Raw genomic sequence first — 12,621 nt, 5'->3', positions numbered from 1 at the left:
CCCGGACGCACACCCTCGAACACGACCGGCTGCACGAACGCCCCCGGCATGTCATACGCGCCACCACCGGCCAGGACCTTCGCACCATCGGCCTTGACCGCCTCCACCTGCTCCATGAACCGCTCCCTGGCCGCCGGCGACGACAGGGGGGACAGGGGTGAGCCCTCGACCGTCGGGTCCTCCGGGGTGGTGGCTTTCGCCAGGGCGGTGAGCTCGGTGGCGAACTCGTCATAGATGTCTTCGGCGACGATCATCCGCTTCGGGCTGTTGCAGGCCTGTCCCGTGTTCATCATCCGCGCCTCGAAGAACGTGCGCGCGGTCTTCTTCACATCCGAGGAATCCAAGAGGATGTAGGGGTCGGAGCCGCCGAGTTCGAGCACGACCTTCTTCAGGTTCTTCCCGGCTTCTGCCGCCACGGCCGAGCCCGCACGTTCAGAGCCGGTCACGGACACTCCGTGGTTCAGGGGTGAGGGCAGGAGGATGTCCGCGACCTGCTCATTCGTGGCGTACACGTTGATGTAGGCATCCGCCGGTACTCCGGCGGTGTGGAAGATCTCTTCCATGACGGCCGAGGACTTCGGGTCCTGGGGTGCGTGCTTGAGGATGATCGTGTTGCCCAGTGCGAGGTTGGGGGCGGCGAAGCGGGCGACCTGGTAGTAGGGGAAGTTCCAGGGCATGATCCCCAGGATGGACCCGACGGGCTTGCGGCGGACGTAGGCCTGGTCGGCGGGATCGGTGCCGCGGAGGGGTTCGTCTGCGAGGAAGGCTTCTGCGTGTTCGGCGTAGTACCGGTAGATGAGCTGGCAGAGCTGGAGTTCGCCCTTGGCCTCGGCGATCTTCTTGCCCATCTCCTGGTGGATGATCTCAGCGAGCTCGTCTGCCCGTTCGGCGTAGAGGTCGGCGACTCGGTTCAGGACCGCCGCCCGCTCGGCGACCGGCCGGGCCGCCCACTCAGCGAACGCGTCATGGGAGGCCTGCTGGGCGGCGGCGATCTGTTCGTCGGTGGCGGTGGGGTATTCCTCGATGACCGCACCGGTGGTCGGGTTGAGAATCTGATAGATCGACATGATGTGCTCCTTTGCAGTGGGCGAAAAGCGCCTTCATGATTCTCTCGCATCGTTATGGGAGTGTCCACTGAAACGGGGAATCGGTTCTCGGTCGATTGTGAGGGGTCATCGGCAGTGCGCCTCCGATGAATGAGCGCATTCTCTGCGGCTCCGAATCGCCCGCGATGGAAAGATCGTCATCGAACCCGCAGGGAGAATGTGTCATGAGCCGATCTGTGAGCATAGGCTTGCATCATGGGGACAGGGGAGACGGAGCAGTGAGCACGCATGAGGTGCGCAGACGCGCAGCGCCGCACTTCATCGACCGTGCCACTGTGATCGGCGCCGCGCTGCAGGTCTTCGCCGAGAGCGGCTTCCACGGAGCGTCGATGCGCGGGATCGCGGCCGTGGCCGAGACCTCGCAGTCGAACCTCTACAACTACTTCGATTCGAAGGTCGCGCTCCTGCGGTTCGTGCTGGAGACGACGAGCCGGGAGCTGGCGGATGCCCTGGAGGCCGGGGACGCCGACGGGGAGGGGGAGCCTTCGGCCCGGCTCGTCCGGGCGGTCGAGGGCTATGTGCATTTCGTCACCGCGAACCCCAATGCCTCGACCGCGGGCATCACCGAGGTCCGCTATCTCGAGGGAGAGGACCGTTCCTCGGTGGTGGCGGAGCGCGACCGTGCCGAAGCCGTCTTCCGCAGGATCGTGGAGGCGGGCGTCGAAGCGGGCGAGTTCGATGTGGCGGATATCGGGTTCGCCACGCGAGCGGTGGTCACGCTCTGCAACTCGATGTCCGGGTGGTACCGCGCCGACGGGCCGCTCGGCCCGTCGGAGATCGCGAGGCTGCAGGCGGACATGGCTCTGGGGCTCGTCCGGTCGCGGAGCAGATGCGCTGCGGAGGGCGACGTCGGCTGAGCGCGGGACGGGCTGTCTTCACACGGTGCGCCGGCTCGTCTGCGGCCGCTGTCAGGAGGCGGGTGAGGACGCCCAGTCCCGGAGCGCCGCCGCCCGGATCTTCTGCCCGTTCGTTCCGGCCGTCGTCGGCATCGCCTCGATGATCCGCACCTCTGCGGGCACCTTGTAGCGGGCGAGATCGGCACGGATATGAGCGCGCAGTTCCTCGCCCGTCACCGCCGATCCGGGGGTCGTGACCACGAACGCGACGGCCTCCGTCTCGCCGCGTGCATCGGGCCTCCCGACGACCTTCGCGACAGCCACCTCGGGGTGGTCCGTCAGGTGCATCTCGATCTCCGCGGGATCGACCATGAACCCCCTGAGCCTCAGCACGTCGCCTATCCTGCAGATGTATGCGAAGGTCCTCTCGTCGACCGCCTCTGCGAGGTCTCCTGTGCGGAACCATCCGTCCTCGGAGAACGCCTTCGCGCCCTCTCCCGCATCGCCGAGGTAGCTGGTGACCACATTGGGCCCCTGCAGCTGGAGCTCGCCGCGGGCGCCCGCGGGCAGGGGCCCATCCGTCGCGGGGTCCACGATGCGATAGGCGTAGTCCTCGGCGACCAGCCGGCCGCCGCCCGTCCGTGGTCCGTCCTCCGTCGCCGGCGTCCAGAAGGAGGTGAGGGCGAAGACCTCCGAGGAGCCGTAGACCCCCACCGTCGAGGTGCCGAACTCCGAGGCGGACCATGCGGCGATCCTTTCGGACATGCCCTGGAAATCGGCGATGCCCGTCCAGCGCCACGTCCGCAGGTCGGCCGGGCTCTCCTGCCATGCCTCGCGGACGCGGGCGAGCATGTCATCGCCGCCCACATAGTGCGTACCGCCCAGGCGGGTCCACGCATGCAGCAGGGCATCCGGTTCGAACGCCGGCTGGATGAGGACTCCCGCCCCTCCGAACAGGGCTGCCATGCCTGCGACGTACCCGAACACGCCCGAGTAGGGAAGGGGCTCGACCATGAGGTCCCCCTGCCGGAATCCCACCTGCGCGGCGGCGGACCGCAGGTGGTGGATCGTCGTGGCCTCGCTGTGAGCGGCGAGCTTCGGCATCCCGGTCGAACCGGAGGTCGTGAATGCCACTGCGAGGAGGGCGCCGTCGCCGTCCGTGCGCAGGGCGGGCACGGCCTCGGGACGGGGTGCCGCGATCGCGGCGGCGTTCGCGCTGCCGGCCCCGAGGTCCCAGGCCCTCAGGTTCGGCTCGCTCTCGGCCGCGGGAGCCGGAGTGACGACGACCCTGGGCGGGCGGAAGCCGTGCGGCAGGTTCTCGGCGACCCGCCGGAGCGTGTGCAGGAAGTCGACCCGCTGGAATCCGTGCGCGGCGACCAGCACCGCAGGCCGGGCCTTCAGGAGCACATGGCCGATCTCCGCGACGTTGTAGCGGGTGTTGACGCCGATCACGTGGGCGCCCACGGCGGACGCGGCGAACTGCCACGCATAGGACTCCGCCCATGCCGGCAGCCAGACCGCGACGCAGTCGCCCTCGCCCACGCCGTGCCGGCGCAGCCAGACTGCGAGGGCGCTTGCCCGGGTGAGGAGCGCGCGGGCCGTGACGGGCGCGGGGTCTGCGGCCTCCGGGTCCAGCTGCGTCACGAGGACCCGGTCCGGGCTGTCGGCGGCCCAGTCGCGGAGGTGACCGTAGAGGGTGCGAGTGGTCGTCATGTCAGTGATCCTCCTGTGTCCTGTCATCCTGCCCGGCGCGCGGCGGAGAGGCGAGCGCCTCTGTGATCCAACCGTGCAGGACCGGGGCGAAGTCGTCCATCTCCTCCATCGGGTAGTGGCCGATCCCCTCGAGCAGGGAGAACCGCGCACCCGGGATCCGGGCGGCGGCCCGGCGAACGGAATCCGGGTCGACCCACAGGTCGTCGCTCCCGGCCGCGAGGCGGGCCGGTGCGGTGATCTCGTGGAGCCTGTCGACCAGATCGTGCGTGCCCCAGCCGATGAGGTCGGAGTGCGAGATGCCGGGATCTTCCCGGCGGTGCATGCGGGCGATGATCTCGCGGCGCGCCTCCGGCACGGCGCTGCCCACGACGGCGCGGGTGCCCCAGTACGTGCGCTCGGACCGCGCAGGGGCGGAGACGTCGTTGAGCTCGCGGCGCATCGCCTTCACGCTGACCCGGCCGCGCTCCGCGTTCGCCGCCATCGCGACGACGGCGCGGATGCGCTCCCTCATGCGGATCGCGATGTCGAGCGCGATCTTCCCGCCGATCGAGCAGCCGGCGACCACCGGGTTCCGCACGCCGAGCGCTGTGAGGACGCGGATGCAGAACACGGCGTAGTCGCCGAGGTCCGCCACCGGTCCGCATGCCGGCTGCTCCGAGTGTCCGTGGCCCGGCAGGTCCGGGACGATGACGCGACAGCCGAGTCGCGCGAGCTCCCGTGCGGCATCGCGGTACTGCGCCCCGGACTGGCCGGCGGTGTGGATCGCGAGGATCGGCAGCCCCTCGGCGGGTCCCCAGTCCTGGACGAGCGCGATCCGGCCGTCGATCTCGAGCTGATGGGCTCGCAGGGGCGTGTGCGCCGGGCGGTGTGCCGCGATGGGGTCCGGTGAGGGAGCGGCGGTCGTCATGCCGGGGCTCCGTTCCGGTCGGCGGCAGGCGGTGCGGGGACGGCCTTCGCACCGGGGTGCCCCCATCCGTCCTCGGCCGCGAGGCGGCGGGCGAGGTCGATGATGCGGATGAGCGCGCCCGTCATCCGGAGGTACTCGTAGCCCGAGCCTGCGGACGACACCCGCCGCATCATCGCCGCCTCCATGAATGCGTTGGTCTCGCGGGTCATCAGTGCGAGGAACTCGGCGCCTCCGATGTCCACGACGAAGTCCGCGCCCCCGACCGAGCGGGGGGAGACTTCGAGGACCGTTCCGCGGTAGCAGCGGATGTGGAGTTCGCGGCCTCCGATCCGCAGTCCGATCGTTCCGTCGTACGCCTCGATGAGGTCTGTGAACGCGGAGTCGGTGCGCAGCCGCTCTTCGAGGAGCACACCCCACCGGGGGGACCCGGGAGCCGCACCCTCCGAGGGGGCGGGCAGGTCGGTGAGGATCGACAGCTCCAGGCTGCCGATCACCTCGGACGGGGAGCGGGAGGGGTCTGTGCGGGCTGTGGATGTGAGGGCGACATCGACTTCGGCGAGAGTGCCGCCGGGCGTGTCGAGCACGGCGGTCACGAGGGCCTCGCCGTGCACGGCCGTCGCCTGCCGGGCGGAGGCCGACGTGTGCGCTCCGGGACGCACCGCGAGATGCGCGGTGCGGATCTCGCGCACGGTGTCCGCAAGAGGCCGCAGGGCCTCGGCGGCGGCCTGCGCTGCGAGGCCCATAGTGCCCGTGTCCGTGGTCACGTGGAACGCTGCGAGGACGGTGCCCGGAGCGATCCGGGCGCCGGTCGCGGGAGGGGGTGGTGCCGGCATGAAGGTCCTTTCCGCCGGCCGGTGAGGAGGCCGGGCGAACGGTGGGGTGCGGATGACGAGGTGGAGCGGAGCGAGCAGCGGGATGCGATCCCGTGGGAGCCCCGCCGGCGGCTCAGAGGCTGCCGAGGAGCAGGATCGAGGCGCCGTAGACGACGCCGAGGAAGATGAGGACGAGGAAGAGGTAGCCCATGACATCGCGCAGCCGGATGCCCGAGATGGCGAGGACGGGGATGATCCAGAACGGCTGGATCGCGTTCGTCCACTGGTCCCCGTACGCGACGCCGAGTGCGGTCGCCGCGTAATCGGCTCCCATCTGCTCCGCGGCCTCGATCATGATGGGACCCTGCACCGCCCACTGCGCTCCGCCCGAGGGGGCGAAGAGGTTGATCAGGCCGCCGGAGACGAAGCTGAAGAACGGGAGCGTCTCCGGGGAGGACGCCGCCACGAAGAACCCGGCGAGCGTGACCATGAGGCCGGAGCCGGACAGCACCCCCATGATCCCGGCATAGATCGGGTACTGGATCAGCACGCCGCTGACGACGCCGATGCTGGTGCGGAGGGAGGCGAGGAAGTCGTTCGGCCGGGCGAAGAGCAGGAGGGTGAGCGAGAGGAACGCGAGGTTGATGATGTTGAAGTCGACGCCGGCGCCTCCTGCGAAGTGGAGAACGGTGTAGAGGAGTCCGAGCAGACCCATGAGGATGCCGATGACGGGGCTCGCGTTCAGCCGGTCTGCGAGGGTCGTCCGCGCATCGGGGTCCACGGGTGCGGGGGCGGCACCGGTCTCTGCGGGCGGGGTGAACGCGACGACGTCCTGCGCGCGGGCGGGGTGGAGGAATGCCATGAAGAGGGGCATGCCGAGGATGACCGCTGCGCTGGTGGCGAGCACGAGGGGGTGGAAGATCGTCTCCGAGGTGGGGACGATGCCCATCTGCTCCTCGAGGAGATGGGCCGGGGTGGCGATGGTGAGCGGGATCGTGCCGGAGAGTCCGATGCCGTACAGGGAGAACCCTGCGTACCCGGCGGCGACCGCCAGGGGGTAGTGCATCCCGGGGACGGTCCTGGCGAGCTTCCGCGCGAGGACGACGCCGATGACGAGGCCGAAGCCCACGTTGAGCCAGGTGCCGAGGGCTCCCGCGAAGGTGACGAGCGCGATCGCCGCGCGAGGGCCGGTCACCCGGACGGCGAGCGCGTTGAGCGCCCTGTCGACGAGGGGCGTGCTCGCCAGCATGTAGCCGGTGAGCAGGAGCATGGCGATCTGCAGGGAGAGCTCAATGAGGTCCCAGGCGGAACCGCCCCACAGCATGACCAGGTCCACCGGATTCGCGCGTTCGACCACCGTCGCCAGGACGAATGTGGCGAAGGTGAGGAGCACCGCCACGACCAGGGACTCGGGGGAGAACCGGTAGAAGGCGCGGGAGAGGGCAGCTGCGAGGGACTTCATCGTCACTCCTGTTCGTGGTCCGTGCGAGCGCGGGACCGGAGGAGGATCGCTCAGGAAAGAACGATCGTTCTTGTGAAGAATGTAGCCGGTCCCGGAGCACATGTAAACGATCAGAGTCGAGCGGACGCTCTTCGTCTCCCTGCTCGCTCGTGAGCCTTCGCTGTGCCGTGCCCGTCAGCGACTGTGAAGGTGTGCGGTGTGCACGTGCGGGGATCGCCAGCGAGGCGGGAAGCCGCACCTCGAGACGGATGCGGCAGCAGTCTGAGTGCGGGCGGCGGGCGGTGTGCAGTCATGGTCGCTGACTCAGTATGGCGCGCACTGTGCTCGTCTCCTCCATGTGGTCGGCGAAGTCCTGAGAGAGATAGATGGCGATCCGACGCATGCGCCGGAGGGTTGCCTGGGCATCTGCGGGCTGTGTGGGTTCGTGATGCGCGACTCGGTTGCGAGTACGGTTCAGTGCCGTCATGCTTTCGTGCAGTCGTGCGCGGTCCGTGCCGGCTGGGAGGACCTGCTCAAGGTGCGGCCACACGGTGCGCTCAAGCCGGTGCGCGGTCATGAGAGCCCAGAACCCGAAGGTGAGTTCAGCCAGGACGGCCCCGTGAGAGGTACGCCCGCTTCTGTTCTGGCCGGCCTTGCTGCGGGCCTTCTCGACCTCTCGGCGGGAACGGAGGTTCGTGTCGCGACCCTGAGCGGGAACGGGATACAACCGCAGGTGAGGCGCAGGATCCAGCCAGTGTGTCTCTCCGGTGCGAAGTGAGAGGAGCAGCCCTCGGTCGTAGAGGTTGCGCACACCGACTTCGAAGTGGGCGAAATCGTGCAGGAGGGAGGCGTTGAGGCGAGTGTTCCATTCGTAGAGGCTGAGAGCGCGCTCGGAATCGTGACCAGCTGCGACGAGATACCGCTGCAGGCGCTCCGCACTGAGCCAGTCGACGATCCACTGATCCATCTCTGCTCCTTTGCTTCGGCTCATGTATCAGGCTAAACTAGTGCGCACAAAGGCCATGCAGACGCCGAGCGTTGAGTGGTTACAGTTCAGAAGAACCCGGTATTCGAGGCCTCGCGCCTCGACCCGGGTTCTTTGCTTGCCTGCGGCCGTGATGAAGGCCCGTGCGGGGTGGGGGGCACGCCGCGCCCCACAGGCAGATCAGCACGTCGCACGGCCGCTGTGCCCCCCCACACCCTCACAGCACGGGCACCGCACCTCCGTCCACGCGCAGGGCCGTGCCGGTGATGAAGCTCGCCCGCTCGCTCGCGAGGAATGCGACGGCGGCGCCGAGCTCCTCGGGTTCGCCGAGGCGGCGTGCAGGCACGGTCGTCAGCGAGTCCGCCAGCACCTCGTCCGCACTGAGCCCGGCCCGTTCCGCCGTCGACCGGTTGACCTCCCGCACCCGCTCCGTGTCGAAGCGGCCCGGCAGCACCGCGTTGAGGGTGACGCCCTCGGCCGCCACCTCGCTCGCCACGGTCTTCATGAGCGAGATCAGCGCGGGCCTGCCCATGTTCGACAGGGCCAGGTTCGGGATAGGCGCCTCCACGCTCGTCGAGCTGATCGCGACGACCCGGCCCCAGCCGCGCTCGCGCATGGGCGGAAGCAGCCGCTGGAGGAGCGTCGTCTGTGCCACCACCAGGCTCTCCAGCGCTGCGCGGACCTCCTCGGCGGACAGGCCCGCAGCCCGTCCCGGCGCCGGCCCCGGCCCGTTGAGGACGAGGATGTCCACGCCGCCCAGCAGTTCCAGCGCCTGCGCGGCCAGGCTCTCCGCCCCGGCCTCGGTGGTGAGGTCGCAGCCGATCCCCACGGCGTCCGGCAGCTGAGCCGCCTGAGCGGCCGCGGCCTCGGGGTCGCGCCCGTGCACGGCCACGCGCGCACCCGCGGAGGCCAGTTCGCGGGCGCTGGCCCAGCCCAGCCCCTTGGTCGATGAGCAGACGAGCGCGGTGCGTCCGCGCAGTCCCAGGTCCATGTGCAGCTCCTTCGTCTCGGTGCCTGCACTGTACTTCCCCGCGCGTCCCGCCCTGCTCTCGGTAGACTGGACGGCACGATCCGCGAGGTGTGGGGCAGTGATGAACCGTCGGGAACAGATCCTTCCGGAGGGCCGGCTGTACATCCTCACGTGGAATCTGCCGCGGACATTCGGCGGTATGACGGGAGTGGTCCTGCACCGCGCCGCGGAGTTCGCCCGCGCGGATCGCCGGCGGGTGGAGATCCTCACGATGACCCCCGACCTGCATCCCGCCCGCGCTCTGCAGCTGCGGGTCCAGGGGCACCTGGGACGCGGGGTGCGGGTTCGGAACCTGTGGCGGGACCTGCGCTCGTGGGGGCCGGCCGAACTGGCTGAGATGCGCGGCACGGTGGAGTGCCCGGACGGGCGTGACGCCCCGGGAAGCCCGCAGCCGCGGGGAAGCCCGCAGCCGGACGCTGAGGCCGACTCCGATATGAGCACCCGCACCTCCCGCCATGGGATCGCGGTCCAGCGGAGACTCGACGACGGCGGTGCGCTCCTCCAGGAGGATCGGTTCCGCCGCGACGGCACCCTGCTGCTCAGCGACAGGCGGGACGTCAGGCGCAGGGGACAGCCGGGCGGGCGGCGCCTGACCCTCTTCGCGCGGGACGGGGAGGTCCTGGCGCAGTGGCGCTCCGAGCGTGAGTTCTGGCATGCCTATCTGGACGCTGTGACGTGCGGGGAGACCAGCACCGTCATCAGCGATCACACCGCGGTGGGCGGAATGGTCCACGATTACCGGCGGGACGGTGTGCTGATGGTCCAGGTCCTCCACAACCCCCACCTCAAGGACCCTTCGGGTGGTGCCCCGGGGGTTCTGAACAGGGGCAAGGCTCCCATCATCACGCACCTCGACTCCTATGACCTCGTCACGACCCTCACCGAGGAGCACAGGCGGGATCTCCTCGATGACAGCCTCGCCGCGGACAACGTGATGACCGTCTCCAACATGGTCAGGCCGGTATTCAGGCCCGGGAAGATCGACCGAGACCCGCGTCGCGGGGTGATGGCGGTGAGGCTCGCGGGGCAGAAGCGCGTGGATCACGCGGTGCGCGCCCTCGCCCGGCTGGACGAGGCGAGCTCGCCGTTCCTGGACATCTTCGGCACCGGGGCCGAGGAGCAGACCCTCCGGAAGCTGCTGACCGATCTGGCTCTCGAGGGCAGGGTCGCCCTGCGCGGGCACTCCGGGAACATGCCCAGGGAGTTCCGCAGGGCCTCCTTCAGCGTGCTCAGCAGCAGGTACGAGGGCCAGGGGCTGGTGCTGATGGAGAGCATGGCCGCCGGATGCATCCCCGTCGCGTACGACATCAGCTACGGCCCCTCGAGCCTCGTGGACGACGGGGTGACCGGATTCCTCGTGCCGGACGGCGACATCGGGGCGCTCGCCGAGGCCATTCGGCGGGTGACGACGCTCGATCCCGCGGCGCTTGCGAGGATGCGGCGCGCCGCGATCGCCCGGGCGCGGGAGTTCGCCGCCGAGGCCGGGGTGCGGGCCTGGGCGGACGCGCTCCGGGAGGCATGGCGGAGCAAGGGCCCCGCGCGGTGCCCGGACGGCACCGCCCGGCTGATCGGCGCGGAGCAGAGCCGGTCAGGCGTGGAGCTCGAGGTCGGGGTGGAGATCGCGGAGGGCGAGGCTCTGCCAGGAGGCGAGGCCGCGTCAGAGGCCGAGGCCGTGGAGGGGCCCGAACGGGTTCTCCTCACATGGCTGGGCCGGTCCTCTCAGCGCTATGGCCGTGCTCCGGCGCATTGGCAGCCTTCGGAGCGCGGCCTGCTGGTCAGAGGCACGCTTCCGGATGCGGTGCTCGACCAAGCCGAGGCGGGCGAGATGCTCGACCTCTACGTGGACGTCCTCGCAGACGGCAACCCGGTCCGCCTGCGAATTGCGGCGGACCGGGCGGTGCTGCCCGATCACCTCGACGGGATCGAGCTGTGCTCCACGAATCACGGGAACCTCAGCGCCCGGATCGGGAAGCGCGGATGAGGAAGGGGCGAATGAGGGATGCGCGAACGAGCCCTGAGCCCTGGTCCGGCCCCTGGCTCAGCCCTCGGTTCAGCGCTCAGTCCAGTTCCCGACTCAGCTCCGTCCGAGGATGTCGTCGGAGATGATGCGCATCTGGATCTCGGAGGAGCCCTCGAAGATCTTCGTGAGGCGGGCGTCCCTCCAATGCCGTTCGACTGCGAAGTCCTTGGTGTAGCCGGCCCCGCCGTGGATCTGCACGGCCTGGCTCGTGACCTCCTCGGCCATCTCGGCGGCGAGGTACTTCACCATCGCCGCTTCCCGGTCGCAGCGGGCGCCGGTGTCGATCTGGGTGCACACGTGGTACATGAGCTGCCGGCAGGCCTCGATCTTGGCGGCCATGTCCGCGATCTTGTACCGCAGGTGCTGGAAATCGGCGAGCTTGTGGTTGAACTGCTCGCGCTCCTTCATGTACGCCACGGAGTCCTCGAGGGCGGCCTGGGCCAGGCCGATGGAGCGGGCCGCGGTGTGGGCGCGGCCGACCTCGAGCCCGGAGACGGCCTGGTAGAAGCCGCGGTCCTGCTCGCCGAGGATGGCATCGGCGGGCAGGCGGAGGCCGTCGAAGTTGAGGTCCCAGGTCTTCCATCCGAAGTAGCCGATCTTCCTCGCCGGTGTCCCGGTCATGCCCGCGGGGAAGGTGCCGCGGTCCTTCTCGAGGAGGAAGGCGGAGATGCCGCGGTGGCGCTTGGCGGGGTCCGGATCGGTGCTGGTGCGGGCGAAGAGGATGATGTAGTCGGCCTGATCGGCGTAGGTGCACCACATCTTGGTGCCGGTGATGACCCATTCGCCGGTGTCCGGGTCCTGTTCGGCGCGGCACTGGATGTTGGCGACATCGGAGCCGGCCTCGGCCTCGGACAGGGCGAAGGCGCCGAGGTACTCGCCGGTGGCGACCTTGGGCAGGAGACGCTGCTCCTGCTCCTGGGAGAAGCCTCCGCCCATGCCGTTGCCGCGGGCCAGGAGGCCGGACACGCTCATCCAGGCGCGGGAGAGCTCTTCTGCGACGAGGCAGTACTCGAACACGCCGAGGCCGAGGCCGCCATACTCCTCGGGGATGAGGATGCCGAAGAAGCCCATGTCCGCCATCTGCTCGACCATGTGCGCGGGGAAATCGCCTTCGACGGGGTCGAGCTCATTGGCGATGGGCAGGACGACCTCGTGGGAGAACTGGCGGGCCAGTGCCTGGAGCTCGCGGCGGTCCTCGGTCATGTAGTGGGGGGTGTCGGGGCGGGGGCGCGGCTTGTGCGTCATCGAACATCTCCTTTAGCGCTCGGAAGCGAAATAATCACCCGCGAATCAGTGTACTCCTGGAATCAATGTGGGTGCGGGCCGGTCCGGGGCTGCGCTGCCCCGGACCGGCCCATGAGCCTCAGCCCTTCTTGTAGACGAGCTGTTTGTTCACGAACTCGTCCATCGCGAGCGGTCCCAGCTCCCGACCCACACCCGAACGCTTCACCCCACCGAACGGCAGGAACTCCCGCGACCCCTCCGGAGTATTCAGAAACACCATCCCCGCATCGATCCGGGAACCCACCCGCTCAGCACGCTCCACATCCTCCGAGAACACCGCCGACCCCAAACCGAACGGGGTGTCATTGGCCAGCTCGACCGCTTCCTCCTCGCTGCTGACTTTGAACAGCATGAACGCGGGACCGAACAGCTCCTCGTGATAGCCGCGCATCCCCGGACGCACACCCTCGAACACGACCGGCTGCACGAACGCCCCCGGCATGTCATACGCGCCACCACCGGCCAGGACCTTCGCACCATCGGCCTT

The 12,621-nt window shown here is 69.4% G+C and carries 11 protein-coding genes; 2 read left to right on the top strand and 9 right to left on the bottom strand.

Going from position 1 to position 12,621, the window contains the following annotated elements; genetic code table 11:
* The coding region (locus tag K318_RS0100055; protein ID WP_035280095.1) for an aldehyde dehydrogenase family protein at positions 1–1,067 on the bottom strand (1,067 nt) is incomplete at its 3' end.
* Positions 1,068–1,324: 257 nt separating this feature from the next.
* On the opposite strand from K318_RS0100055, the gene K318_RS0100050 reads away from it, so the two are divergent.
* The gene (locus tag K318_RS0100050) at positions 1,325–1,963 is read left to right on the top strand and encodes a TetR/AcrR family transcriptional regulator (protein WP_051297271.1); all 639 of its coding nucleotides are present in this window, start codon (positions 1,325–1,327) and stop codon (positions 1,961–1,963) included.
* 51 nt (positions 1,964–2,014) lie between these two features.
* On the opposite strand, the gene K318_RS0100045 is transcribed toward K318_RS0100050, so the two are convergent.
* The 6 genes from K318_RS0100045 to K318_RS0100020 form a co-directional block, all read right to left on the bottom strand.
* Positions 2,015–3,655: an AMP-binding protein gene (locus tag K318_RS0100045; RefSeq protein ID WP_029087951.1), complete on the bottom strand. Its 1,641-nt coding sequence runs from the start codon at positions 3,653–3,655 to the stop codon at positions 2,015–2,017.
* A 1-nt stretch (position 3,656) separates the two neighbouring features.
* Positions 3,657–4,562, bottom strand: a complete 906-nt coding sequence (locus K318_RS18210; protein ID WP_051297270.1) for an alpha/beta fold hydrolase — start codon at positions 4,560–4,562, stop codon at positions 3,657–3,659.
* A complete protein-coding gene (locus K318_RS23245) occupies positions 4,559–5,395 on the bottom strand; it encodes a hypothetical protein (RefSeq protein WP_051297269.1) in 837 nt (278 codons plus the stop codon). Before K318_RS23245 ends, K318_RS18210 begins: the two co-directional genes overlap by 4 nt.
* A 112-nt stretch (positions 5,396–5,507) precedes the next feature.
* Complete coding sequence (locus K318_RS0100030) at positions 5,508–6,836, bottom strand: short-chain fatty acid transporter (RefSeq protein ID WP_029087950.1); 1,329 nt, start codon at positions 6,834–6,836, stop codon at positions 5,508–5,510.
* A gap of 289 nt (positions 6,837–7,125) precedes the next feature.
* Positions 7,126–7,782 (bottom strand): hypothetical protein, encoded by a 657-nt coding sequence (locus K318_RS0100025; RefSeq protein WP_029087949.1) that lies wholly within the window; start codon positions 7,780–7,782, stop codon positions 7,126–7,128.
* A gap of 235 nt (positions 7,783–8,017) precedes the next feature.
* Positions 8,018–8,791 carry an SDR family oxidoreductase gene (locus K318_RS0100020; protein WP_029087948.1) on the bottom strand — a complete coding sequence of 258 codons (774 nt, stop codon included), beginning with the start codon at positions 8,789–8,791 and terminating at the stop codon, positions 8,018–8,020.
* 100 nt (positions 8,792–8,891) lie between these two features.
* Here K318_RS0100020 and K318_RS23240 point away from each other — a divergent pair, with 100 nt between their 5' ends.
* Entirely contained in the window at positions 8,892–10,811 is a 1,920-nt protein-coding gene (locus K318_RS23240; protein WP_029087947.1) for a glycosyltransferase, read from the top strand.
* A gap of 93 nt (positions 10,812–10,904) precedes the next feature.
* Here K318_RS23240 and K318_RS0100010 read toward each other — a convergent pair whose 3' ends face one another.
* Both K318_RS0100010 and K318_RS18195 read right to left on the bottom strand, forming a co-directional pair.
* Positions 10,905–12,095 carry an acyl-CoA dehydrogenase family protein gene (locus K318_RS0100010; protein WP_029087946.1) on the bottom strand — a complete coding sequence of 397 codons (1,191 nt, stop codon included), beginning with the start codon at positions 12,093–12,095 and terminating at the stop codon, positions 10,905–10,907.
* Positions 12,096–12,213: 118 nt separating this feature from the next.
* On the bottom strand, positions 12,214–12,621 hold a 408-nt coding region (locus tag K318_RS18195), incomplete at its 5' end, for an aldehyde dehydrogenase family protein (RefSeq protein WP_035280091.1).

It is taken from the genome of Brevibacterium album DSM 18261, assembly GCF_000426445.1.
Classification (GTDB): Bacteria; Actinomycetota; Actinomycetes; order Actinomycetales; family Brevibacteriaceae; genus Brevibacterium; species Brevibacterium album.
Note: the sequence above shows the minus strand (reverse complement) of the source record. Positions and strands in the feature narration are given on the sequence as shown.